The sequence below is a fragment of the Paracoccus sp. C2R09 genome (assembly GCF_018860625.1).
Taxonomy (GTDB): domain Bacteria; phylum Pseudomonadota; class Alphaproteobacteria; order Rhodobacterales; family Rhodobacteraceae; genus Paracoccus.
This window is the reverse complement of sequence record NZ_JAHKQB010000019.1, coordinates 1-23,684: the sequence shown is the minus strand read 5'-3', so window position 1 is coordinate 23,684 and position 23,684 is coordinate 1. Positions and strand designations below refer to the sequence as shown.

At 65.9% G+C, this 23,684-nt stretch carries 20 protein-coding genes; 7 read left to right on the top strand and 13 right to left on the bottom strand.

The window, feature by feature from the left end; all coding sequences use genetic code 11:
• Window positions 1-10: 10 nt before the first annotated feature.
• Window positions 11-280, bottom strand: a complete 270-nt coding sequence (locus tag KO490_RS07530; protein ID WP_216018796.1) for a hypothetical protein — start codon at window positions 278-280, stop codon at window positions 11-13.
• A 171-nt stretch (window positions 281-451) separates the two neighbouring features.
• Here KO490_RS07530 and KO490_RS07525 point away from each other — a divergent pair, with 171 nt between their 5' ends.
• On the top strand, window positions 452-1,246 hold the full coding sequence (locus KO490_RS07525; RefSeq protein WP_216018795.1) for an EcsC family protein: 795 nt from the start codon (window positions 452-454) through the stop codon (window positions 1,244-1,246).
• On the opposite strand, the gene KO490_RS07520 is transcribed toward KO490_RS07525, so the two are convergent.
• The 7 genes from KO490_RS07520 to KO490_RS07490 all read right to left on the bottom strand — a co-directional run bounded on the left by KO490_RS07520 (window position 1,243) and on the right by KO490_RS07490 (window position 11,582).
• The gene (locus KO490_RS07520) at window positions 1,243-3,609 is read right to left on the bottom strand and encodes an ATP-dependent helicase (RefSeq protein WP_216018794.1); all 2,367 of its coding nucleotides are present in this window, start codon (window positions 3,607-3,609) and stop codon (window positions 1,243-1,245) included. The two genes, KO490_RS07525 and KO490_RS07520, sit on opposite strands and share 4 nt — an antisense overlap.
• A 55-nt stretch (window positions 3,610-3,664) precedes the next feature.
• Window positions 3,665-4,714 (bottom strand): GTP cyclohydrolase FolE2, encoded by a 1,050-nt coding sequence (folE2, locus tag KO490_RS07515; protein ID WP_371822285.1) that lies wholly within the window; start codon window positions 4,712-4,714, stop codon window positions 3,665-3,667.
• The gene (gene metZ, locus KO490_RS07510) at window positions 4,711-5,895 is read right to left on the bottom strand and encodes an O-succinylhomoserine sulfhydrylase (RefSeq protein ID WP_216018792.1); all 1,185 of its coding nucleotides are present in this window, start codon (window positions 5,893-5,895) and stop codon (window positions 4,711-4,713) included. Before metZ ends, folE2 begins: the two co-directional genes overlap by 4 nt.
• Window positions 5,896-6,367: 472 nt before the next feature.
• A complete protein-coding gene (locus KO490_RS07505; RefSeq protein WP_216018791.1) occupies window positions 6,368-7,693 on the bottom strand; it encodes a sigma-54 dependent transcriptional regulator in 1,326 nt (441 codons plus the stop codon).
• Between the two features lie 21 nt (window positions 7,694-7,714).
• Window positions 7,715-9,490 carry an ATP-binding protein gene (locus KO490_RS07500; RefSeq protein WP_371822284.1) on the bottom strand — a complete coding sequence of 592 codons (1,776 nt, stop codon included), beginning with the start codon at window positions 9,488-9,490 and terminating at the stop codon, window positions 7,715-7,717.
• 81 nt (window positions 9,491-9,571) lie between these two features.
• Window positions 9,572-10,240: a phosphoribosylformylglycinamidine synthase subunit PurQ gene (gene purQ, locus KO490_RS07495; protein ID WP_216018790.1), complete on the bottom strand. Its 669-nt coding sequence runs from the start codon at window positions 10,238-10,240 to the stop codon at window positions 9,572-9,574.
• A gap of 130 nt (window positions 10,241-10,370) precedes the next feature.
• On the bottom strand, window positions 10,371-11,582 hold the full coding sequence (locus tag KO490_RS07490; RefSeq protein ID WP_216018789.1) for an NADP-dependent isocitrate dehydrogenase: 1,212 nt from the start codon (window positions 11,580-11,582) through the stop codon (window positions 10,371-10,373).
• A gap of 241 nt (window positions 11,583-11,823) precedes the next feature.
• Between KO490_RS07490 and KO490_RS07485 the strand changes: the two genes are divergently transcribed.
• Window positions 11,824-12,963: a Hint domain-containing protein gene (locus KO490_RS07485; RefSeq protein ID WP_216018788.1), complete on the top strand. Its 1,140-nt coding sequence runs from the start codon at window positions 11,824-11,826 to the stop codon at window positions 12,961-12,963.
• A gap of 88 nt (window positions 12,964-13,051) precedes the next feature.
• On the top strand, window positions 13,052-14,239 hold the full coding sequence (locus KO490_RS07480) for a DUF2235 domain-containing protein (RefSeq protein ID WP_216018787.1): 1,188 nt from the start codon (window positions 13,052-13,054) through the stop codon (window positions 14,237-14,239).
• Here the strand turns inward: KO490_RS07480 and KO490_RS07475 are convergent.
• Both KO490_RS07475 and KO490_RS07470 read right to left on the bottom strand, forming a co-directional pair.
• Window positions 14,236-15,354, bottom strand: coding sequence for an HD domain-containing protein (locus KO490_RS07475; protein WP_216018786.1), 1,119 nt, complete (start codon window positions 15,352-15,354; stop codon window positions 14,236-14,238). The two genes, KO490_RS07480 and KO490_RS07475, sit on opposite strands and share 4 nt — an antisense overlap.
• Before the next feature lie 83 nt (window positions 15,355-15,437).
• A complete protein-coding gene (locus KO490_RS07470) occupies window positions 15,438-16,100 on the bottom strand; it encodes an alpha/beta hydrolase (RefSeq protein ID WP_216018785.1) in 663 nt (220 codons plus the stop codon).
• Between the two features lie 214 nt (window positions 16,101-16,314).
• Here KO490_RS07470 and KO490_RS07465 point away from each other — a divergent pair, with 214 nt between their 5' ends.
• Window positions 16,315-16,773 carry an Rrf2 family transcriptional regulator gene (locus tag KO490_RS07465; protein WP_216018784.1) on the top strand — a complete coding sequence of 153 codons (459 nt, stop codon included), beginning with the start codon at window positions 16,315-16,317 and terminating at the stop codon, window positions 16,771-16,773.
• Window positions 16,774-16,777: 4 nt separating this feature from the next.
• Here KO490_RS07465 and KO490_RS07460 read toward each other — a convergent pair whose 3' ends face one another.
• On the bottom strand, window positions 16,778-17,290 hold the full coding sequence (locus KO490_RS07460) for an Lrp/AsnC family transcriptional regulator (RefSeq protein WP_216018783.1): 513 nt from the start codon (window positions 17,288-17,290) through the stop codon (window positions 16,778-16,780).
• Window positions 17,291-17,389: 99 nt separating this feature from the next.
• Between KO490_RS07460 and KO490_RS07455 the strand changes: the two genes are divergently transcribed.
• The 3 genes from KO490_RS07455 (at window position 17,390) to KO490_RS07445 (ending at window position 20,912) form a co-directional block, all read left to right on the top strand.
• Window positions 17,390-17,659, top strand: a complete 270-nt coding sequence (locus KO490_RS07455) for a DUF2849 domain-containing protein (protein WP_216018782.1) — start codon at window positions 17,390-17,392, stop codon at window positions 17,657-17,659.
• Between the two features lie 74 nt (window positions 17,660-17,733).
• Window positions 17,734-18,552, top strand: a complete 819-nt coding sequence (locus tag KO490_RS07450) for a ferredoxin--NADP reductase (protein ID WP_216018781.1) — start codon at window positions 17,734-17,736, stop codon at window positions 18,550-18,552.
• A gap of 167 nt (window positions 18,553-18,719) precedes the next feature.
• Entirely contained in the window at window positions 18,720-20,912 is a 2,193-nt protein-coding gene (locus tag KO490_RS07445) for an OmpA family protein (RefSeq protein WP_216018780.1), read from the top strand.
• Between the two features lie 51 nt (window positions 20,913-20,963).
• Here the strand turns inward: KO490_RS07445 and KO490_RS07440 are convergent, their stop codons facing one another.
• Together KO490_RS07440 and KO490_RS07435 are read right to left on the bottom strand one after the other, a co-directional pair.
• Entirely contained in the window at window positions 20,964-22,811 is a 1,848-nt protein-coding gene (locus tag KO490_RS07440) for an ABC transporter ATP-binding protein (RefSeq protein WP_216018779.1), read from the bottom strand.
• A 22-nt stretch (window positions 22,812-22,833) separates the two neighbouring features.
• Window positions 22,834-23,229, bottom strand: a complete 396-nt coding sequence (locus tag KO490_RS07435; RefSeq protein WP_216018778.1) for a VOC family protein — start codon at window positions 23,227-23,229, stop codon at window positions 22,834-22,836.
• Window positions 23,230-23,684: the final 455 nt, after the last annotated feature.

Sequence of the window (23,684 nt, the reverse complement as noted above, 5' to 3'; positions counted from 1 at the left end):
AGGCACCCCCTTAGTGCCAGTTGACCAAGTAGACGGTGACCAGCACCGCCAGGTTGGGCAGGACGAAGACCAGAAGCGACAGGCGCGCCCTCAGACCGCGTTCGAACCCCGCCATGCCGCGTGCGACATAGGTGTCCTCGCCCGCCGCCCCATGGCCGTGCCGGTCGCGCCAGCGATCCCGCAGCCTCTCGGCCCGCCGCAGCCGCAGATACAGCCGCAACGCCAGAAAGAACACCGCTTCCACCGCCAGAAGCACTAGCCACAGCCGGATCACCGCCATCCCGTCAGCCCCTTTGCGCAAAGGCTAGCACGGGCGCGCGGCGATGGGCCAGATGTCCCGTCGCGTCGCGACCTTGCCGGGGCCGCGCCGGGGCCGCGTCGGGGCCGTCCCGGGAAACCCCGCGCCCCGCCCCGGCGTTCGGGTCATGCACGTCAGCCCGGAGAACCGATCATGAGCCTTCCCGCCACACAGCATGCCGACCTGACAGCCGAACTGGACCGCCTTGCCCATCGGCAGCTGGACAGTCGCGGCCTGATCCTGCGCGGGGTCGAGAATGTCGGCCGCATGGCCGAAAGCGCGGTCTCCTCGGTCGCGGGTCTCAGCCCCGACATGCTGGAAGGCGCGATGGAGACGGTGTTCCGCAGGCTGTATGACCTGTCCGAACGCGGAGAGCGGATCGAGATGCTGCGCAATTCGCCCCTGCGCGCGAACAGGGCTGCGGCGATCTTCAGCGGTGCGACGGGCGGTTGGTTCGGGATTGCGGGCATCGTGCCGGATCTGGTGGCCTCGACCACGGTGATCTTCAACACGATCCAGAAGGTCGCGCGCCAGCACGGCTTCGACACGTCCGACCCGCGGATCAGGCTGGAATCGCTGGCGGTGTTCCAGTTCGGCGAACCGGGCGAGGATGGCGACAGCGCCGCGCAATCCTATCTTGCGCATCGGGTCCTGACGAACGGGCAGACGGTGGCCGTGCTGATGAAACGCTTCGCTGCAGCCTTCAGCAGCCGCATCACCGCGAAATTCGGCGCGCAGACCATCCCGATCCTGGGGGCCGCGACGGGGGCCGCGATCAACTACGCCTATCTCGACTACTACGAGCGGGTGGCGAACATCCATTTCCGCCTGCTGCGCCTGGCCGAGGACCACCCCGATACCGATATCGAGGCGGCCTATGCCGCGGCGCTGCGCCGGGTGGGCAAGCCCGTCCGGCGGGCCAACTTCCTGGGGCGCGGAACGGCCTAGAACGGCACGTCGTCCGCGCCGTCCAGCGGCTGGACATAGGATGCCTTGATGGTGCGGAAACCGGCCTCGAACTGGATCGTCAGCGTATCCTCGGCGATGCCCATGATCTGCCCCTCGCCGAACTTGGCATGGGACACCCGGTCGCCGACCGAGAAGCGCGTAGCGGGTGCCGCGTCGATCGTCACCGGCACGCGCCCGACGGGGGCCTTGCGTTCGTTCGCGCGCGACTGCATCCGCCGCCAGCCGGGGCTGTTGTAGACATCCGCCTTGGCCGCGCGTTCCTGCATCTGGACGCCCCCCGCCATGGCCATCGCGGCACCATAGCCACCGCCATACAGGCCCGGCGGGGTCAGCACCTCGACATGTTCCTCGGGCAGTTCGTCCACGAAGCGCGACGGCATGCTGGACTGCCACTGGCCATAGAGCCTGCGGTTCCCCGCGAAGGTGATCGTGGCCAACCGCTCGGCGCGCGTGATGCCGACATAGGCCAGGCGACGCTCCTCCTCGAGGCCCTTGTTCCCCTGTTCGTCCATGGCGCGCTGGTTAGGGAACAGTCCCTCTTCCCATCCCGGCAGGAAGACGACGGGGAATTCGAGGCCCTTGGCGGCGTGAAGGGTCATGATGCTGACCTCTTCGGTATTCTCGCCATCGTCGCGATCCATGACCAGCGACACATGTTCCAGGAACCCCTGAAGGTTCTCGAATTCCTCGAGCGCCTTGACCAGTTCCTTGAGGTTGTCCAGACGACCCGGCGCATCGGGCGACTTGTCGTTCTGCCACATCGCGGTATAGCCGCTTTCGTCCAGCAGGCGTTCCGCGATCTGGATGTGATCGCCGCCCGCCTGGACCGACAGATGCGCACCGGTCATCAGGCCCGTGAATTCGCGCAGATTCGCCCCGCCCTTGCCGCCCAGATGCTTCTCCTCGACGGCAAAGCGCGCGGCGTCCAGCAGGGTCAGCCCGTGTTCGCGCGCAAGCCCCTGGATCGTCTTGACCGCCTTGTCGCCCAAGCCCCGCTTGGGGGTGTTCACCACACGCTCGAACGCCAGATCGTCCTCGGGGCTGACGGCCAGCCGGAAATAGGCCATCGCGTCGCGGATTTCCTGCCGTTCATAGAAACGCGGGCCGCCGATCACGCGATAGGGCAGACCGATCGTCATGAAGCGGTCCTCGAAGGCGCGCATCTGGTGGCTGGCCCGCACGAGGATCGCCATCTCGTTCAGGCTGACGCGACCGATGGCGGCGCGGTGGCCGCCCTGGAATGCCTCGATCTCCTCTCCGATCCAGCGGGCCTCGGCTTCGCTGTCCCAATGGCCGATCAGGCGCAGCTTCTCGCCCGCGGGGGCATCGGTCCACAGCGTCTTGCCCAGCCGCCCCTGGTTCGCGGCGATCAGCCCCGAGGCCGCCGCCAGGATCTCGGGGGTCGAGCGATAGTTCTGTTCCAGCCGGATCACCTGCGCGCCGGGGAAATCCTTCTCGAACCGCAGGATGTTGCCCACCTCGGCCCCGCGCCAGCCATAGATGGACTGATCGTCGTCGCCCACGCAGCAGATGTTACGGTGCGCCTGCGCCAAGAGCCGCAGCCACATGTACTGCGCGACGTTCGTATCCTGGTATTCGTCCACCAGGATGAAGCGGAAGCGGTCCTGCCACTGGCGCAGCACGTCCGGATGCGCTTGGAACAGCGTCACGCAATGCATCAGCAGATCGCCGAAATCGACCGCGTTCAGCGTCAGCAGCCGGTCCTGATACGCGGCATAGAGCTTGGCCCCATACCCGTCGAAGGCCGCCCCTTCGCCGCGCGGCAGATTGCCGGGCGTCAGGCAGCGGTTCTTCCAGCCGTCGATCAGATGCGCAAGCTGCCGGGCGGGCCAGCGTTTCTCGTCGATGTTCTCGGCCTGGATCAGCTGCTTCAGCAGGCGGATCTGGTCGTCGGTATCCAGAATGGTGAAGCTGGGCTTCAGATGCAGCTGGCCGTTGCCGATCAGTTCGGCATGACGGCGCAGGATCTTGACGCTGATCGAATGGAAGGTGCCCAGCCAGGGCATCCCTTCGACCGTTTCGCCCAGCAGCCGGGCGATGCGGTTCTTCATTTCCCGCGCGGCCTTGTTCGTGAAGGTCACCGCCAGCACCTGCCCCGGACGCGCAAGGCCCAGGGTCAGCAGATGCGCGATCCGCGTGGTCAGCGCCCGGGTCTTGCCCGTGCCGGCGCCCGCCAGCATCAGGACGGGCCCCTCCAGCGTTTCCACCGCGGCCAGCTGCGCTGCGTTCAGCCCTTCCATGTAGGGCTTGGGCCGCGCGGCCATCGCGCGGCGCGACAGGGGCAGATTCGCCCCGTTCTCGGAATCGTCGATCAGGTCCATGCGCCCAACATAGGGGCCGCAGCGCCACATGGGAAGCGCCGCGTTCCCTTTGTGTTCACGCCTTCAGCGCGGCAAAGGTCGCAGGGTCCAGCGAATCCTGTTCAAAGGTCGGGCCACTGGTCAACAGGCTGACCGCATCATGGGAATGCAGCGATTCCTGGTGGCTGGCCACGACGCGGAAATCGCCGATGCGGCTGTCGGCCATCAGCTGCCCGGCAAAGGCACGGACCGCATCCTCGACGAAGATCGGGTTCGCGGCGTTCAGTTCCGCGAAGGCCTGCTCGTCCTCGCGCTTGACCATGACCTGGGTTTCGGTCGGAACGGCGCGGCGGCACATGTCGATGACCTCCTCGAACCACAGGCGGTCCGGGCCCTCCATCACGACCGAGATGCGCGCCACCGAACGCTGCGAATGCGGCGTGGCCAGCCTGCCGCGCGATTCCCGCGCATGTTCGGACAGTTCCAGCGAACAGGGGCAGGTCGAACTGTAGACGTAATCGACATGCATCACCCGCAGCCGGCGCCCCGCCTTCTCGATCACCTCGAGGGTGACGTCGTAATACTGCCAGCCCGACAGCCCGGACCGCAGCGACCCCACCCGCATCGGATAGGAGAACTTCATCTGGATCCGTGCATCCAGCGCGTCCAGATCGGATTTGTAATCGTCCAGCGCGGCCTCGAGGACCGACAGGCTGAAGCTGCTGTCCGAATGGACATAGAAGGACCGCATGATCCGGGACATGTTGATGCCCTTGCGATCCGCCTCCAGGCTGACCGTGCCCGTGACGCTGGTTTCCAGCGTGATCTCTCCCCCCTCGCGGGTCAGGTAGGTGATCGGCAGGCGGAAGTTCGAGATCCCGACATGCTGGATCGGACGCCTGGCGCCCACGATCAGGCTGGCCGGACCGTTCTGCAGATCCGGCAGGCTGTCGCGATAGGCCTGGTCCACCCTGAACTCCGCATCATAGCGGCGCACGAGTGCGGGATAGGCCGTGGTCATGGGTCGGGCTTCGGTCATCGGGGCCTCCGGTTCACTTGCACAGGGATATATATCCTGGAACGGATTTTCACAGCCCCGATGACGCAATGCGGCATTGTCCCTCAGGCAAACGCGGTCTTCAGGTCGTCGATCAGATCCTGCGCGTCCTCCAACCCGATCGACAGGCGCAGCAGACCGGGCGTGATGCCCAGATGCGCGCGCTGATCTTCGGGCAGGCGCTGATGCGTCGTCGTCGCGGGATGCGTGACGATGGATTTGGCATCGCCCAGATTGTTCGAGATCTTGAAGATCCGCAGCCGGTCCAGCGCGGCGAAGGCCGCGTCCTTGCCGCCTGCCAGCTCGACCGCGATCATCGTGCCGCCCGACCCCATCTGGGACATCGCCAGTTCGTGCTGGGGATGTTCGGCCAGGCCGGGATAGATGACGCGGCTCAGCGCCTCGTGCCCCTGCAGCGCGCGGGCGATGGCATCGGCCGCATCGGCCTGGGCGCGCACCCGCAGGTCCATCGTGGTCAGGCCGTTCAGCATCAGCCAGGAATGGAACGGGCTGATCGCCCCGCCGGTATGCTTGAGATAGGGCTCGGCCACCTCGCGGACGAACTGGCGCGTGCCGCAGATGACGCCGGCCAGCGCGCGCCCGCCCCCGTCGATATGCTTGGTCGCGGAATAGACGACGACATCGGCCCCCATCTCGACCGCACGAGAGAAGACCGGCGTGGCGAAGACGTTGTCCACGACCACCGTGGCGCCGACGGCATGGGCCAGATCGGCCACGGCCCGCATGTCGATCACCTCCAGCGTGGGGTTCGACACGCTTTCGAAGAAGACCGCCGTGGTGCCCGGACGGACGGCATCGCGCCACTGGTCCAGATCGGTGCCGTCGACATAGGCCACATCGACCCCGAACTTCGCCAGCAGGTCCAGAACGTACAGACAGGATCCGAACAGCGCGCGCGCCGCCACCACCCGGTCGCCGGGCTTCAGCATCGAGAACAGCGCCCCGTTCACCGCGGCCATGCCGCTGGCGGTGGCGAAGGCGTCCTCGGTCCCCTCCAGGGCGGCGATGCGATCCTCGAACATGCGGCTGGTGGGGTTGCCATAGCGGGCATAGATGAACTCGTCCGGGCCGCTGCCCTGGAACCGTGCCTCGGCCTGCTCGGCGCTGTCATAGACGAAACCCTGCGTCAGAAAGATCGCCTCGGCCATCTCGCCATACTGGCTGCGGCGGGTGCCGTGATGGACGGCCTGGGTGCGGGGATGAAGCTTCTTTTCGGGCGTATTGGTCATCGGACGGCCTTTCGGGTGCTTGGCCCACGGCCTAGTGCGACATGCACCTTTAGGCAAGCCCCGCGCGCGTTCCGCCCTGCGGGACGGTCGCCCGAAATACCGGCCCCAAAGCATATAAAGCCCCGGATATTGCCGGCTGGAGTATGGATTACCTGTCCGAATGGCCAATTGGGCGCGGCAACTTTACGGTGTAAGGTTTCATTGGCACGGCAGAGTACGCGACCAGCTCTGACTTGCGCGACAGGGGGCGATCATGTGTTTTTGGCGGTTTTCGGGTTTCCGCCCCCTGACCAATGAATGGAATACGGCCCGACCCGTGGGCCGTATTCCCCTCAAGGCATGAAATGGCGCTTCGGACCGCAGGGTCCGGTGACAGACCCGGCACACACGAGACTTCGGCAAGTATTCATTTTCAACGATTGCAGTGCAGGCCGGTGGCGCCGGGGATCAACAATCCCCGGCGTTTTCGCATTCAAAGATAGTCGCTGCGCTGCAGGCCGTACTTGGCCATCTTCTCGTTCAGGGTCCGGCGCGGCAGGCACAATTCGTCCATGACGCTGGCGATGCTGCCCTTGTGACGGCGCATGGTGTTGTCGATCAGCATCTTCTCGAAGCTCTCGACATATTCCTTCAGCGGCTTGCCCTCGGTCGTGGTGGCTTCCTGCGTCTCCTCGCCATCGGCCATCAGCAGCGATGCGATGCTGCCCGACCCGCGGCGGTTCTGCAGAACCGCCCTTTCGGCCACGTTGATCAGCTGACGCACATTGCCGGGCCAGGGGGCCTGCAGCAGCTGCGCGGCCTCCTGCGCGCTGACCTGCGGCGGCTCGCAGCCGTATTCCTCCGAGAACTGTTCGGACATGCGGGTGAACAGCTGCAGGATATCCTCGCCGCGCGCACGCAGCGGCGGGAGGGTGATCTTCAGCGCCGACAGCCGATAGAAGAGATCGGGCCGCAGCGAATCCTCGGCCCGGCGGCCTTCGCCCCGAGCGTTCGAAATCGCGATGATGCGCGTCTCGGCAGGGCTGCCCTGATCGGCGATGAAGGCCAGAAGCCGCGCCTGCAGCCCCTCGGACAGCGCCTCGATATCCTCGAGGCACAGCGTCCCGCCACGGGCCTCCTCGACCGCGGGAAGCCCGTCTTCCAAGGGGCCGAACAGCTTCGCGGACAGCGCCTCGTCGTTATAGGCCGCGCAGGAGACCGGCACGAACTTCTTGGAGGCACGGGGCCCGACCGCATGCAGCGCATGGGCCACCAGCGTCTTGCCGGTGCCGGTCTCGCCGTCGATCAGCACATGGCCGTCGGCCTGCCCCAGGTCCAGGATATCCTCGCGCAGACGCTCCATCACGGGGCTGGAGCCGATCAGCTTGGACATGACCTGCTGACCCTCGGACAGGTCGCGGCGCAGGGCGCGGTTGTCCAGCGTCATGCGGCGGGCCTGCGTGGCCTTCTTGGCCAGCTGCGTCATGCGGTCGGGGTTGAAGGGCTTCTCCATGAAGTCCATCGCGCCGATGCGCATCGCCTCGACCGCCATGGGCACGTCGCCGTGACCGGTAATCATGATGACGGGCAGGCTGGAATCCACCGCCATCAGCCGCTTGAGAAACGCCATCCCGTCCATGCCCGGCATGCGGATGTCGCTGACGACGACGCCCGGCCAGTCCGGCCCGATGGCCTTCAGCGCATCCTCGGCCGAGGCGAAGGCCTCGGTCTCGAACCCCGACAGGACCAGCCACTGGCTGATGGATTCCCGCATGTCGGGCTCATCATCCACGATCGCGATCTTCAGTTTCCGGGACATCTGGGTTCCTCTCTCGTTACATCACTCGGCCGCAAGGGCCCGATACGGCTCTCCGGGTCGATAAAGCGGCAGCTCGACCTCGAAGACCGCACCGCCGTCGGTTTCATTATGCGCGGTCAGACGCCCGCCGAAATCGGCCACGATGGTGGAAGATATGGCAAGCCCCAGCCCGGTGCCCTCGCCGGGCTTCTTGGTTGTCCAGAAAGGTTCAAACAGCTTTTCGAGGTCCGAGATACCCGGCCCGTTATCGCGGACGGACACATGGGCGTGAGCGCCGACCTCGACCACGATCTCCATTCGCGCGTCGCGTGTGTCGCGCAGGGCGTCGATCGCGTTTCGCATCAGGTTGATCAGCACCTGCTCCAACCGGATGCGGTCGGCCATGACCATGACCTCCTCTCGCGGGACGTTCCGGCTGATGCGGATCGGGCGGGCGCGCAACTGCGGCTCCATCATGGTCAGGGCACTGCTGACGGCCGCGCGCAGGTCGACCGGCTCGACCGCCTCGCCGCCCTTCCGGGCATAGGATTTCAGCTGCCGGGTGATCGCGCCCATGCGGTCGATCAGATCGTCGATCCGCTGGAAGCTGGACAGCGCCTCCTCGGGGCGGGCGCGTTGCAGCAGCAGCCGCGCACCGGCCAGATAGGTCTTCATCGCGGCCAGGGGCTGGTTCAGTTCGTGGCTGACGCCTGCCGACATCTCGCCCAGGGCCGCCAGCTTGGAGGATTGCTGCACGGTCTGTTCGGCCACACGCAGCTCCTTCTGGACGCGCTCGCGCTCGGCGATCTCGCGGGTCAGGCGGGCGTTCAGGGCGCGCAGATCCGCGGATTCGCGCATATAGGCGACCGACTGGCGGCGGGCCCTGCGCGACAGCAGCCAGAAGGTTCCGGCCAGAAGGATCGCGAAGCCCATGATCTCCAGCGCCAGGATCGCGTTCACCCGTTCGCGCACGCTGCTGTAGGCGGTGAAGCTGATCATGCGCCAGCCGCGAAACGGCACCCGCGCCTCGGCCCGCATCACGGCGCGGCCCTGGACATAGGCATCCGCCGGGGTCGAGGTCCAGTCGGCCGTGACCTGGAAGGCCCGCTGGATCGCGGATGGCGCCGAACGCACGGACAGCGCCTCTTCCATGGTCAGCCCGCGCCAGCGCGGTTCGGTGGACAGGATGATGTTGCCTTCGCTGTCGGTGACGGCGACCGCGTCCGATATCCCGGCCCAGGACCGTTCCAGCCGCGTCAGGTCCGCGCCCACGACGATGACGCCAAGCGTCTTGCCATCGGCCAGCACCGCGCGGCTGTATGCGAATTCGAAGGCGCCGGATGCCTGTTCGGACACGGTGAAGACCGTGTCGCGCGACCGCAGCGCCTCGACGAAGAAGGGCTGGCTGCCGCTGCTCATCCCGATCTGGTACCGGTCGGTCGACCCCACCACCCTGCCCGTCGCGTCCAGCAACCGGATCGACGCCGCGCCGATTTCCTTCTGCGCCGCCATCAACCGCGCCGAGGTGGTCGAGAAGTCGTTGCCGTTCAGCGCCCCGATCAGCGCCGGATCGCGCGCCAGCAGCAGCGGCACGACCGAATTGCGCTGCAATTCCGACATCAGGTTCCCGGTATAGAGCGCGAGCCGCAGTTCCGACCGGACCCGCGTCGCCTCCGAGGAACGCTCGGTCAGCCAGGCATTGGTGATCCAGACCGAGGCCAGCGCCGCAAGGAAGATGCCCACCACGCTGGCACGCAGCCACCATGGGCTGACCAGCCGCGGCGGGCGGGTACGCCGCGGTGCTGCGGCATCCTCGATATCGGTCTCATTGGCCAAATGGCGCTCCGTCCCCTGCGGATCGACTGACGCAATCTACGGCGAAGGGGCGCGTCGCTCAAGTCAGGCGTTGGCCAGCGCGCCGACGATGCCTTCGAACAGCGCCGCACCGTCGGTGCCGCCCACGACCGGATCGGCCGCGCGTTCGGGATGCGGCATCATGCCCAGCACGCGGCGGTTCCCGGACAGCACGCCCGCGATATCCGCGACCGAACCGTTGATATCCGGGGCATAGGTGAAGGCGATCCGGTCCTGATCGCGCAGCGCGGCCAGCCCTTCGGCGTCGATCTGGTAATTGCCGTCGTGATGGGCCACCGGAACCGTGATCTTCGCGCCCTTGGCATAGCCGCCGGTAAAGGCGCTGTCGGCGGTCTCGACGTTCAGCACGGCGGGCTTGCACAGGAAGGTCAGCCCGTTGTTGCGCATCAGCGCGCCCGGAAGCAGCTTCAGTTCCGTCAGGACCTGGAAGCCGTTGCAGATGCCCAGGACGAACCCGCCGCGATCGGCATGGGCACGGATGGCGGTGGCAATGGGCGATTGCGACGCGATGGCCCCGCAGCGCAGATAATCCCCATAGGAGAACCCGCCCGGCACGGCAACGAGGTCGGTCCCCGCGGGCAGATCGCCGTCCTTGTGCCAGATGCGCGTCACCTCGGCCCCCGCGCGTTCAAGAGCGACGGCAAGGTCGCGATCGCAGTTGGATCCGGGGAAGGTGACGACGGCGGCTTTCATCGCAATGCTCCTGCAGGGGGATTGGCAGCGCCATAGCGCATGTCGGGGCTCGAAGAAAGGGGGCGATGGCCGTGAATGGCGCCCCGGATGCGGAAAGGGCCGGGTTTCCACCCGGCCCCTGCCCGTCGGATCAGGAAAGCGCCTTGTTCAGGTACTGATCGACCTTTTCGAGGAAGCCCATCGTGGTCAGCCAGCTCTGGTCCGGGCCCACCAGCAGCGCGAGGTCCTTGGTCATGTGACCGTCCTCGACGCATTTGACGGTGACCTTCTCCAGCGTCTGGGCGAAGTTCAGCAGCTCGGAATTGTCGTCCAGCTTGGCGCGGTGCTTCAGGCCGCCCGTCCAGGCGAAGATCGACGCGATCGAGTTGGTCGAGGTCGCGTTGCCCTTCTGATGCTCGCGGTAATGGCGCGTCACCGTGCCATGCGCGGCCTCGGATTCGACGATCTGCCCGTCCGGCGTCATCAGCACCGAGGTCATCAGCCCCAGGCTGCCGAAGCCCTGCGCGACGGTGTCGGACTGCACGTCGCCGTCATAGTTCTTGCAGGCCCAGACGTAACCGCCCGACCATTTCATCGCCGATGCCACCATGTCGTCGATCAGGCGATGTTCGTAATGGATGCCCGCGGCCTTGAACTTCTCCTCGAACTCGGCCTCGTAGGTTTCCTGGAACAGGTCCTTGAAGCGCCCGTCATAGGCCTTGAGGATGGTGTTCTTGGTGGACAGATACACCGGCACGCCGCGGCTGAGGCCGTAGTTCAGCGAGGCCCGCGCGAAATCGCGGATCGAATCGTCGAGGTTGTACATCGCCATCGCGATGCCGGCGCCCGGCGCCTGATAGACCTCGTGCTCGATCTCCTCGCCATCGTCGCCGACGAACTTGATCGACAGCTTGCCCTTGCCGGGGAACCTGAAGTCCGTCGCGCGGTACTGGTCGCCGAAGGCATGACGGCCCACGATGATCGGCTGGGTCCAGCCGGGAACCAGGCGCGGCACGTTCTTGCAGATGATCGGTTCGCGGAAGATCACGCCGCCGAGGATGTTGCGGATCGTGCCGTTGGGCGAACGCCACATCTTTTTCAGGCCGAATTCCTCGACCCGCGCCTCGTCGGGGGTGATGGTCGCGCATTTGACGCCGACGCCGTATTTCTTGATCGCCTCGGCCGCGTCCACGGTGATCTGGTCGTCGGTGCGGTCGCGCTCCTCGATGCCCAGGTCATAGTATTTGAGGTCGATGTCCAGATAGGGAAGGATGAGCTTCTGCTTGATGAAGTCCCAGATGATCCGCGTCATCTCATCGCCGTCGAGCTCGACGACGGGATTTGCGACCTTGATCTTCGACATGGGTGCCCCCTTGGTTGCGGCGAAATGTCAGGATGGCCCGTCGATACCCCAAACAGCGCCACGAGGGAAGACGGTATGCCATTGCATGCCATCCTGGCCGTCATAGGATTGACCTATCGACCATTACAGTTTGGCTAAAACCAATCTTATAGTTCGATAGCGTGCCATTTAACCGCCCGCTACTTCTGAACCCCTTTCAGTTCAGGAGTTCGTGGTCATGCCAGTGGCGCCGGTTACATGGATGTGGTTCGGAAACGGATCGCAGATCAATACCAACAGCAGCACCGCCGCCACGCAAGCGAACGCCAGTTCGATCGAGGGTCATACCGCCGTCGGGAAATCCGGCATCAAGGCCGTCACGCTGTCAGGCTCGACCCGGTCGATCAATGTCGACGGCACCCAGTCCGACGCGTTCGCGACCACCTACAACACGTTCTACTATGGCCGCGGGTCCTATCACTACCCGTCCTCATTCACCTATGCCCAGCCGGGTTCGGACAGCACCGTCACCTCGCAGATCACCGGCTTTCTTCGCGTCGACTATCTGCTGACCGCACCCGACGGATCGACCCAGACGCAGGAAGGCGTGCTGATCCAGATGGGCAATGGCGACATGTTCTTTCGCCCCTCGCTGGAGGATCTGAGCGATTGGGACAGCATCGATTCGCTGCATTCGGTCGAGGTGCTGAAGGCCGATCCGCTGGCCGCCAATGTCTTCGCGGCCAACATCTCCTACAATCCCAGCATCTTCGACCTGGAGATCATCTGCTTCGCGGCTGGCACGCTGATCCGCACCGACAAGGGCGAGACCCGGATCGAGGATCTGGCGGTGGGCGATCTGGTCTGGACACGTGACAACGGCCTGCAACCGGTTCGCTGGCTCGGTCGCCGCAGGCTGAGCGCACGGACCCTGCGCGACGACGAACGCCTTCGCCCGATCCGCATCGCGGCCGGGGCGCTTGGCGCAAACCAGCCCGCACAGGATCTGGTCGTGTCGCCGCAGCACCGCGTGCTGATCCGTTCGGCCATCGCCCAGCGCATGTTCGGCACTGACGAGCTGCTGGCCCCCGCCAAGCACCTGATCGGGACCCCCGGCATCGCAACGCTGACCGACGACCGGCCGGTCACCTATTGCCATATCCTGTTCGACGCGCACGAGGTGATCATGTCGAACGGCGCGCTGACGGAATCGCTCTATCCCGGCCCGCAGGCCATCGAGGCCTTGGGCCTCCGCGCCGTGGCCGAGATCGAGGCGATCTTTCCCGGCATCATGGCCGCGGACGCCCCTGCCGTCATCGCCGCACGGCGGTTGGAACGGGGGGCCAGGCTGCGCTGGATGGTGGAACGGCACGCGCAGAAGGCCCGCCCGCTGGTATCCTGACCAGAAAAAATAATCGCGCCAATAATGGAAAATATGTTATCCATTTAAATCGGTAAATGTTTTCCGTTTGTTTTTTCGGGTAAGCGCGATGAAAAGAATAGCCGTATTCTGCGATGGCACGTGGAGCAGCGCCGATCAGGAACACCGCACCAATGTCGCCCAGCTTGCGCTCTGCGTGCCGCCCTCGGGGGCGGACGGGGTCGCCCAGGTCGCACTCTATTATGAAGGGGTGGGCGTGCCGCAAGGCGGCAACATGCTGCAGCGGCTGGACGAGAAGCTGTCCGGCGGCGCGATGGGTTTCGGCCTGAACAACCGCATCGCCCAGGCATTCCAGGGCCTGGCGCGCCATTACGAACCGGGCGATCAGGTCTTTCTCTTCGGGTTTTCGCGTGGCGCCTATACCGCAAGGTCGTTGGCCGGGCTGATCCGAAACTGCGGATTGCCCAAGGGGGCATCGGACGATCTGATCCGCGATTGCTTCTGGCGATACCGCTCTCGCGGGACCGACGAGGAACCGGATTCCGACGAGAGCCTGGCCTTTCGGCTGCATCACTGCCCCGAAATCACCACCAGCCGGGCCGAGGATCTGTTCCGCAGGGCCATAGGACGTCCCGCCCCGCGTTTCCGCGTCACATATTTGGGGATCTGGGACACGGTCGGCGCGCTTGGCATCCCGTCGCATTGGGGGATCCCCGCAAATCTTCTGAACCGCAAGCACCAGTTCCACGACACGCAGCTGTCCGGGATGGTGTCGTCGGCCCGCCATGCCGTCGCCCTGGATGAACGCCGCCGCAACTTCCTGCCGACGCTGTGGGACAATCTGCCCATCCTGCGACACGAGAACCCCGAGGGGGAATACCTGCAGCAATGGTTCGCGGGGGTCCATGGCGCCGTGGGCGGGGGCGGCGATGTGACGGCATTGTCGTGCATCGCGCTGTCCTGGATCGCGGATGGCGCGGCACGGGCCGGCCTTGGGCTGGACCGCGCCATGCTGCGACAGTTGATGGCGGATGCCGATCCTTTGGGGCCGATCAGCAACAGCACCCGTGGGCCGGGATGGGGCAGAAGGATCCTCGATCTGTCCAGCATCGACCGCAGCGGCCCATCCGCCATTGCCGATCTGGCGCATCCGGCCATCGCGCGGTTCCATGCCAGAAGCCTACCCGCCGCATGGCAGGGGCGACCCTATCGCCCGAAATCGCTGGACCGCATCGGCCAGCAGATCGGCCGGGTCGACCTGGCGCAACTGCGCGATTACGCGCAGGCCTTCGCCTAGGCGAAGAACGCCCCCAACCGCCCGTCCAGCCACGACCACAATGCCGGGGCGCCGCGTTCGACCTGTCGGCCGACGCGATCCGTCACATGCTGGCGCGTCACGCCGTATTCGGCCCAGCCGATGCCACCACCCATGATGTTCTGAACGGCAGGCTGACAGCGATCCAGCGCCTTGGCAAAGATCGCATCGGGGGTCGCGGCATCCTCGAACTCGGTCCACAGATCCAACAGCTCCTGCCCCTGCCGTTCGGGCAGGATGCCGAAGATGCGCCGCGCGGCCTCCGCCTCGGCGGCCTTGATCCCGGCCGCGCCATGGGCCTGACCGCCTGCGGAATGCAGCGGCACGTCGCCCACGTCGATCTCGACCAGGTCGTGGATCAGCAGCATGCGGATCACCCGCCCCGCATCGACGCCCGCAGGCGCCTGCCTCGCCAGGATCAGCGCATAGAGCGCAAGGTGCCAGCTGTGTTCCGCGCTGTTCTCTCGGCGGGAATTGTCGATCAGCAGGCTGGCGCGGATCACCGATTTCAGCTGATCGGCCTCGGCCAGGAAACGCATGCGGCGGCCCAGGTCGTCATCGGGCAACGTGCCCCCGTCCATCAACCCCGTCGCGACCTCCATGAAGGCGGGCCATTCGCCTGCCAGGCGCGAGGCGCGGCCGGTGGTCAGGTTGTCCCGGACGATGCCCATGTGATTGGGCAGCGGATCCGGCGACATCAGCACTTGCAGGACGGGCTGGGTGTGATCCATGCGCTTGGCCATGGCGGCATCCGGGCTGCGGCCTTCCTCGAATTCCTGCCACAGCGCGATCAGCGTCCGGGCCTGTGGGGCCAGTCCGAAGATGCGGCGCGCGGCCTGGGCCTCGGCCTTCTGCAGGGCCGCGCTGTCATGGCCCAGATGGATCGGCTGGTCGCCCACGTCGATCTCGACCAGGTCGTGGATCAGGATCATCGCGATCGCCCGGTCCGAGGCCCCCATCACCATAGCCTGCAGCGCGACATGCCAGCTGTGTTCGGCGCTGTTCTCGGGGCGGGACAGGTCCATCAGGACATTCGCGCGGGTGACCGATTTCAGTCGGTCGGCCTCGCACAGGAATTGCATCGCGGAATCGAGCATCTCGGGCCTTCTGGCAGGAACGGGGCGGCGGCGGAAATGCAAGGGGCCGGGAAATCCCGGCCCCCTGTCTTCAGGTCGTGCGATCAGCGCGTGGTCTCGGTCAGGCGACGGCGGACATAGCCCTGCACCAGGTCGATCATCGGCTTCATGTGGGTTTCGTCGTCGCGATAGAAGTGGTCGGCACCCTCGATCTCTTCGTGGGTGATGGTGATGCCCTTCTGCTCGCGCAGCTTGCCGACCAGCGCATGGGTGTCCTTGGGCGGGGCGACGCGGTCGGCGGTGCCGTTCACGATCAGCCCCGAGGACGGGCACGGCGCGAGGAAGCTGAAATCATACATGTTCGCGGGCGGCGACACGCTGACGAAGCCGGTGATCTCGGGGCGGCGCATCAGCAGCTGCATCCCGATCCATGCACCGAAGCTGAAGCCCGCGACCCAGCAATGCTTGGAATTGGGGTTCATCGCCTGCAGATAGTCCAGCGCCGATGCGGCATCCGACAATTCGCCCACGCCCTGGTCGAATTCGCCCTGGCTGCGACCGACCCCGCGGAAGTTGAACCGCATGACCGTGAAGCCCATCTTGTGGAACGCGTAATGCAGGTTGTACACCACGCGATTGTTCATCGTGCCGCCATATTGCGGGTGCGGATGCAGGACGATGGCGAGGGGGGCGTCGGGCTTGCCGGGCTGCGGGTGGTAGCGTCCTTCGAGTCGGCCTTCGGGGCCGGGGAAAATCAGCTCGGGCATGGTCTTCCTTCACAGGGCTTCTTGGTTCCTTGACGCCTGCGCATGTGGCTTCTAAGGGGAACCGATATCTGGGCTGTCGCCACGGAATTCGCAACGAACAGCCTGCACGGCATAGCCTGCTGCGGGCTGGCGCGTCAATCCGAACAGCGGCCCGCCCGCGAAGTCGTGCCCCTGCCCCCGCAGGGGTCCGCGATGCAAGGACGGAGGAGCCGCCATGAAACTTTCGACGAAGGGCCGTTACGCCATCATCGCACTGGTCGATCTTGCGATCGCCAGCAAGGACGACCTGACCTCGCTGGCCGAGATTTCCAAGCGGCAGGACATCTCGCAGCCCTATCTGGAACAGCTGTTCGTCAAGCTGCGCCGCGCGGGCCTGGTCGAATCCGTGCGCGGCCCGGGCGGCGGATACCGCCTGGCCCGCCAGCCCGAAACGATCCGCGTGGCCGAGGTGCTGGAGGCCGTGGACGAGACGGTCAGCGCCATGCATATCGGCGCGGGCGCCTCGGGCGGCATTTCGGGATCGCGCGCCCAGACCCTGTCGAACCGGCTGTGGGAGGGGCTGTCGGCGCATGTCTACGTCTTCCTGCACAACCACACCCTGGCCGACATCGCCAAGAACCAGCTGCTGCCCTGCCCCGCCCTGCCGCGACTGCTGAAGGTCGTGGACGAATAAAGGGTCAGCCCGCCTCGGGGATGGGCAGCGCGAAGCTGGCCTTGATCTCCTCCATCGACAGAAGCGCCGTGACGTTGTGGATCTTCACCTCGGAGATCAGCGACTGGTAGAACCGGTCGTAGGCGCGCGCGTTCTTCACCTGCACCTTGAGAATATAGTCGATATCGCCCGCCAGCCGGTGCGCCTCGACGACCTCGGGGCGCTGGCGCAGCGCCTTGAGAAAACGCGCCGCCCAGTCGCGGTCATGTTCCGACGTGCGCACCAGCACGAAGAAGCAGGCCTCGAGGCCCAGGGATTCGGGGTCCAGCACCGCGACCTGCCTGCGGATCACCCCGGCCTCGCGCAGCTTGCGGATGCGGTTCCAGACGGGGGTCTTGGACGCGCCCACCTTGTCCGCGATCTGGTCCAGCGACAGGCTGGCATCGCGTTGTAGCAGGGACAGGATCTTGCGGTCCACCTCGTCCAGGCGGACGGGTGTTTGCGGGGATTTGGCATCGTCGGAAATCGGTTCCGGCATATTCGTTCACCTTGCTCAGATCATCCTTATTTCCGACAGTCCATCGCAATAATCCAGAATTATATTCTATACTGTCCATATTCTTCAGGGGTATTTCCGATGCAATTCGTGTTTCTTCCGACCGCAGCCCGTCCCGGCGTCATCCGGGCCGATGACATCGTGAACGGTCGCCGGGTCTGGATGACGGAAACCGGCTGGACCACCGATCCCGCGCAGGCCGCCCTGCACGAGGACGAGGCCATCGCCGAACTTGCCCTGCTGCGCGCGATGGGACAGCCCGACCGCATTGCCGCCGTCCAGCTGGTCGAGGTCCGTCGCGGCGCGAACGGCCCCGAACCGCTGGCCGGGCGCGACATGACGCCCGCTTGAACCGTCGGGGTCTTTCGCTGCGGGGCGATATCGACTAGATCACTCGGGAACCGATACAGACGCTGGACAAGCAAGTGCCCGACGCCTCCGCCGCCAAGAAGACCCTTCCCGACGCGCAGACCGTGACCACGGTGCGCCACTGGACCGACAGCCTGTTTTCCTTCCGGGTCAGCAGGCCCGCATCGCTGCGTTTCCGGTCGGGCGAATTCGTGATGATCGGCCTGCCGGGCGACAACGGCAAGCCGATCCTGCGCGCCTATTCCATCGCCTCGCCCAATTGGGACGACGAGCTGGAATTCTATTCGATCAAGGTGCCGGACGGGCCGCTGACCTCCAGGCTGCAGCATATCCGGCCCGGCGACGAGATCATCATGCGCCCCAAGCCGGTCGGCACGCTGGTGCTGGACGCGCTGCTTCCGGGCCGGCGGTTGTGGTTCCTTGCGACGGGCACGGGCATTGCGCCCTTCGCCAGCCTGATGCGCGACCCCGAGACGTTCGAGCGTTACGACCAGGTCGTGATGATGCATACTTGCCGCACCGCCGAGGAACTGACCTATGGCCGCGAGCTGGTCGAGAATCTGGCGCATGACCCGTTGCTGGGCGAGCTTTACGGCGCGGATTTCGCCAAGCGCCTGCTTTATTATCCGACCACCACGCGCGAGGAATCGCCGCTGATGGGGCGGATCACCGACAATCTGGTGTCGGGCAAGGTCAATGCCGATCTGAACCTGCCGCCCATTTCTGCCGAGACGGATCGCGCGATGATCTGCGGCAGCCTTGCCTTCAACCAGGACGTCAAGAAGGTGCTCGAGGATTTCGGCCTGCGCGAGGGCGCGAACTCCGAACCGCGGGAATTCGTGGTCGAGAAGGCCTTCGTCGGCGACGGCATCTGAGGGCTGTTCGGCACGGTATCGTCAGGGGGTGGGAAGCTGCGGCTTCCTGCCCCTTTTTCATGCATCGAATTGCCTATCGATCACGCAAAGATCACGACCATTTCGGGAACCCCCCGTCACCGCACCTGTTATGGCTGCGACATGACGACCGACGGGAGGAAGCACTCATGCGACGGATTATCAACAACACCACGGCCATCGCGGCATGCCTGTCGCTGCTGGCCCCCCATATGGCCGCGGCGCAGGGCCAACCCACCGACGCCCCGGCCGAGGCCGCGCAGCAGGGCGGTGACGCGCCCCTGCCCCCCAAGGCGCAGCAACAGGGCGGCGAAGCGCAGCCCGAGGACCAGTTGGACGAAGCGCTGAAGGCGCAGGAAGCGCCCGCCCCGGATCGGCAGCAGCCTGCCCAGGCCCCGGAAGACCGCCCCTCCGCGGCGACGGGCGAAACGCCCGATGCCGACACACGCGCGGAAGATGCCCGCCCCGAAGAGGCCCGCCCGGATGAGGGCCGCCCGAATGACGAGCGTCCGAAGAAGAATGCACGGCAGAAGGATGATGAGACCCGCCCAGCCGAGGCCGAGCGTCAGCAGCAGGAGCAGGAACGACCCGCCCCCAAGGCCGACCGCCAGGGGGACGGCGCGTCCGAACAACAGGGCGATCGTCCCGCACGCAGCGAACGGCGCCAGAATCAGGATGCCTCCGAACCGGCATCCGAGCCGCAGGAACAGCGCCCTGCCCGGAACGAGCGTCGCGATCGACAGCCCGAAGATCAGGCTGATCGGCAGGAACAGCGCCCCGCCCCCAAGAACGACGACAAGGATGCCAAGCGCCCGGCAGGAAAAGACCGTCCGACCGAGGATGAGCTGGGCCGCGCGCTGGAAACCCAGGCTCAGGATGATGAAAATCCCCGCGAAAACGCCCGTGGCGATCGCCGGCCCGAGGAACGCCGCGAGGACCGCGACGCCCAAGGTCGGCAGGACCGCGATGCCGCCGCGTTCAACCTGGCCGGCGGCGGCGTGCAGCAGGATCGTGCCCAATCGCTTCCGGGCCTTGCCTCGGTCCTGGATGAGGAAATCTCGGGCGGGCTGCGTGCCGATCAGCTGACCTGTCTGGAAGGCGGCGACGGCCCCTGCGACGGCCCTGCCACGACGCCGCGCGGCGTGGTGGTCGAACCGAATGGCGGCGGTGCCTTCCGCCTTGCCGCCCCCGAGGCGCAATCGCTGCGGGTGAACCGTGACGGCCAGCTGGTCCAGCGCGCCGCCGAAGAGGATGTCCGCGAGACCGAGGCCGCCCGCGAGGCTGCCCAGGCGCAGTCCCCCGCCAATGCCGCCGCACTGGAGGCGCAAGAGGGCAGCGGCAACGTCACCGAGGAACGCGTGACCGAGGCCGATACACGATCCTCGTCCGAGGATTTCGCGACGAACCTGCGCGACGCGCTGAATGCCCGTAACGGCAACGACGAGGCGCGCGAGGATGACGACGACGACAACGACCTGACCAAGGCTCTGCTTCTGGGTCTGGGCGCGGTCGCTGTCGGCAGCTATCTGAACAACAACCGCCAGGTGGCGCTGTCCAGCCCGGATCGCGTCGTGGTGACCCGCTCGGATGGCAGCCAGGAGGTGATCAAGGACGAGGTGGCGCTTCTGCGCCAGCCGGGCTCGACCGTCTCGACCGAGAATTTCGATGACGGCTCGTCGCGTACCATTGTCACCCGAGAGGATGGCAGCAAGGTCGTGACCATTCGCGACGCCGATCTGCGCGTCCTGCGCCGCACCCTCGTGTCGGCGGACGGGCAGACCACGCGCCTGATCGACGATACGCAGAACGTCCAGCCGGTCGATGTGGCCGACCTGCCCGATCCTGCGCCCGTGCAATACGACAACGGCACCTCGTTGGACGAGGAGGCGCTGCGCGATGCATTGCGCCAGGAGGCCGATATCGACCGCCGCTTCACCCTGTCCCAGGTCCGCAACATCCCCGAGGTGCGCGCGCTGGTGGCCCCGGTCAATATCGACGCGATCACCTTCGAGACCGGATCGGCGGCCATCCGTCCCGACCAGGCCAAGCAGCTGTCGGGTCTGGGCAATGCGATCCAGGACGCGATCGCGGAAAACCCCAGCGAGATCTTCCTGATCGAGGGCCATACGGACACGGTGGGTTCGGATCCCGCGAACCTTGCGCTGTCGGATCGCCGTGCAGAATCGGTGGCGCTGGCCCTGACCGAGTATTTCGACGTTCCGCCCGAGAACCTCGTGACCCAAGGCTATGGCGAACAGTTCCTGCGGGTGCGGTCGGAAGGTGATATCCGCGACAACCGTCGCGCCGCGGTTCGCCGGATCACCGACCTGATCGCGGAATGACACGGCCCGGATGATGAAAGGCCCCGGCATCGCGCCGGGGCCTTTTTCGTTTCAGGCGTCGGGTGCCAGAAAGCCGCCCGATTGCCGCTGCCACAGCCGGGCATAGATGCCCCCCTTGGCCAGCAGTTCGGTATGGCTGCCCTGTTCGACGATGCGGCCCTGATCCATCACGATCAGCCGGTCCATCGCCGCGATGGTGGACAGGCGATGCGCGATGGCGATCACGGTCTTGCCCTCCATCAGCGCCTCCAGACGCGACTGGATCGCGGCCTCGACCTCGCTGTCCAGCGCGCTGGTGGCTTCGTCCAGGATCAGGATCGGCGCGTTCTTCAACGCGACGCGGGCGATGGCGATGCGCTGGCGCTGACCGCCCGACAGCTTGACGCCCCGTTCGCCCACATGCGCCTCCAGCCCCTGCCGCCCCTGGCTGTCCGACAGGCCGGGAACGAAGCCCTCGGCCTCGGCCATGCGCAGGGCATCGGCGATCTGATCCTCGGTCGCATCGGGGCGGCCATAGGCGATGTTCTCGCGCACGGACCGATGCAGAAGCGAGCTGTCCTGCGTCACGACGCCGATGGCGCCGCGCAGGCTTTCCTGCGTCACGCCGGCGATGTCCTGACCGTCGATGGTGATGCGGCCATGTTCCACGTCGTGAAAGCGCAGCAGCAGGTTGATCAGCGTCGATTTACCCGCCCCCGACCTGCCGACAAGGCCCACCTTCTCGCCGGGTCGCAGATGCAGGTCCAGATCCTGCAGGACGGCCATGGGCGGACTGCCCGGCAGACCGGCATAGCGGAAGGTCACGCCCTCGAACCGGATCTCTCCTTGCGAGGGCTGCAGTTCCACCGCCCCCGGCGCATCCTCGACCGTGCGGGGCAGCGTCAGGCTGGAGATCCCGTCACGCACCGTGCCGATATTCTCGAACAGGGCCGCGAATTCCCACATGATCCAGTTCGACATGGAATTCAGCCGCATGGCCAGCGGCACGGCGACCGCGACCGCGCCCACTTCGACCAGCCCCTCGGACCAGAGCCACAGCCCCAGGCCCGCGACCGAGGCGACCAGCCAGACGTTCAGCAGGTTCAGCGCCATGTCCTGGATCGATGCCAAGCGCATCTGCCCGTGCACCGTGCCCAGGAACCCGTCCATGCCGGCGCGCATCCAGCGTTCCTCGCGGTCGGAATGCGAAAACAGCTTGACCGTCGCGATATTGGTATAGCTGTCGACGATCCGCCCCGTCATCTGGCTGCGCGCATCCGCCTGCGCCTGCGCGATCCGTGCAAGCCGGGGCACGATGAACCACAACAGCCCCCCGAAGCCCACGGCCCAGGCCGCGAAGGGCAGCGCCAGCCGCCAGTCCTGCGATGCCGCAAGGATCAGCGCGCCGGTGAAGTAGATCAGGACATAGCTGCCCACATCCATGATCTTCATCGCCACCTCGCGCACGGCCAGGGCGGTCTGCATCAGCCGCTGCGCGATCCGGCCCGCGAACTCGTCCTGGAAATACCCCACCGACTGGCGCAGCAACCAGCGATGCGCCCGCCAGCGGATCCGCTGCGGGAAATTGCCCATCAGCGACTGATAGAGCACGAGCGAGGCCACGATGTTCAGGACCGGGATCAGCACCAGCAGCGCCAGCGCCATCATGGCGACGCGTGCGCCTTCCTGCGACCAGAACAGTTCGCGGGGGGTGTCGGACAACCGGTCGATCAGTTCGCCCAGCCAGCCGAACAGCAGCACCTCGATCACGGCCAGCGCGCCCGACATCATCGACAGGATGACCAGCCACGGGATCGCCCCGCGGCTGTAATGCAGCATGAAGCCCCACAAGCTGCGCGGCGGGATGGCCGGGCGTTCCTGCGGATAGGGGTCTATGCGTCGTTCGAACCAGGCGAACATGGGTCTGCCTTCCCTGCGGCGATCACAGATACCTGCCGCCGCGCTGCAGGACCTCGATCTCGTAACCGTCGGGATCCTTGATGAAGAAGAAGCGGGCGATCACCTCGCCGCCCGGGGCGAAATCGACCAGCTTGCGGGGCGCATGACCCGCGTCGGTCAGGCGGGCGTGCAGCGCATCGACGTCGGGGACGGAAAACGCGACATGACCGTAGCCGTCACCCAGCTCGTAGGGTTCGGTCCGGTCCTTGTTCACGGTCAGCTCCAGCTCGGTCCCGGTTTCCTCGTTCGACAGGTAGATCAGCGTGAAGCCGTCGAAATCCAGCCGCTCGGCCACCTGCAGATCGAAGCAGTCACGATAGAACGCGACCGAGCGTTCCTCGTTCAGAACGCGGATCATGGAATGGATGATCTTGGCCATGCCGGCCCCCTTTTCATATGATATCGGGGGCAACCTAGGGGCGGGGTCGCGGCGCGGAAAGAGGCCGCGCGAAAGAAGTTCACCCCTGACAGAAGGCCTGCGGCCTGTTTGCGTCGCGATCATGGATGAGGGTCGCGGAATGCCCGGCACTGGAATCGGGACGTAGCGTAAACTCAGCGCATCGCATCCGGGGCCGGGGCGGCGAGATGTCAGGGGCCGGATGCGCCCTGTCGCTCCACATCGCGATCCGCCTGGCGATGGTGGGAGCGGGGCCGTCCGACCTATGGTTTGTTTCAGCGCCCGGGCAGGCGGATCAAGCCTAAGGCACCCGACGCCGCATCAGGGAAGCGTCCAGAACCCGCGATGCCGCTCATGCCCAAGGCGATGTAACCGATCGCGGTCATGCACCCTTGGCATCGCAAGGCGGCGAAGGATCGGCGCCATGAAAAAGGGCC

Excerpts from the sequence above, each read along its gene's own strand:
- KO490_RS07485 (WP_216018788.1), top strand. The coding sequence starts at position 11,824 with ATGTGGTTCGGAAACGGATCGCAGATCAATACCAACAGCAGCACCGCC.
- KO490_RS07525 (WP_216018795.1), top strand. The coding sequence starts at position 452 with ATGAGCCTTCCCGCCACACAGCATGCCGACCTGACAGCCGAACTGGAC.
- KO490_RS07435 (WP_216018778.1), bottom strand. The coding sequence starts at position 23,229 with ATGGCCAAGATCATCCATTCCATGATCCGCGTTCTGAACGAGGAACGC.
- KO490_RS07445 (WP_216018780.1), top strand. The coding sequence starts at position 18,720 with ATGCGACGGATTATCAACAACACCACGGCCATCGCGGCATGCCTGTCG.
- KO490_RS07505 (WP_216018791.1), bottom strand. The coding sequence starts at position 7,693 with ATGTCCCGGAAACTGAAGATCGCGATCGTGGATGATGAGCCCGACATG.
- KO490_RS07530 (WP_216018796.1), bottom strand. The coding sequence starts at position 280 with ATGGCGGTGATCCGGCTGTGGCTAGTGCTTCTGGCGGTGGAAGCGGTG.
- KO490_RS07480 (WP_216018787.1), top strand. The coding sequence starts at position 13,052 with ATGAAAAGAATAGCCGTATTCTGCGATGGCACGTGGAGCAGCGCCGAT.
- KO490_RS07490 (WP_216018789.1), bottom strand. The coding sequence starts at position 11,582 with ATGTCGAAGATCAAGGTCGCAAATCCCGTCGTCGAGCTCGACGGCGAT.
- metZ (WP_216018792.1), bottom strand. The coding sequence starts at position 5,895 with ATGACCAATACGCCCGAAAAGAAGCTTCATCCCCGCACCCAGGCCGTC.
- KO490_RS07455 (WP_216018782.1), top strand. The coding sequence starts at position 17,390 with ATGCAATTCGTGTTTCTTCCGACCGCAGCCCGTCCCGGCGTCATCCGG.
- KO490_RS07460 (WP_216018783.1), bottom strand. The coding sequence starts at position 17,290 with ATGCCGGAACCGATTTCCGACGATGCCAAATCCCCGCAAACACCCGTC.
- purQ (WP_216018790.1), bottom strand. The coding sequence starts at position 10,240 with ATGAAAGCCGCCGTCGTCACCTTCCCCGGATCCAACTGCGATCGCGAC.
- KO490_RS07440 (WP_216018779.1), bottom strand. The coding sequence starts at position 22,811 with ATGTTCGCCTGGTTCGAACGACGCATAGACCCCTATCCGCAGGAACGC.
- KO490_RS07470 (WP_216018785.1), bottom strand. The coding sequence starts at position 16,100 with ATGCCCGAGCTGATTTTCCCCGGCCCCGAAGGCCGACTCGAAGGACGC.
- KO490_RS07475 (WP_216018786.1), bottom strand. The coding sequence starts at position 15,354 with ATGCTCGATTCCGCGATGCAATTCCTGTGCGAGGCCGACCGACTGAAA.
- KO490_RS07520 (WP_216018794.1), bottom strand. The coding sequence starts at position 3,609 with ATGGACCTGATCGACGATTCCGAGAACGGGGCGAATCTGCCCCTGTCG.
- KO490_RS07465 (WP_216018784.1), top strand. The coding sequence starts at position 16,315 with ATGAAACTTTCGACGAAGGGCCGTTACGCCATCATCGCACTGGTCGAT.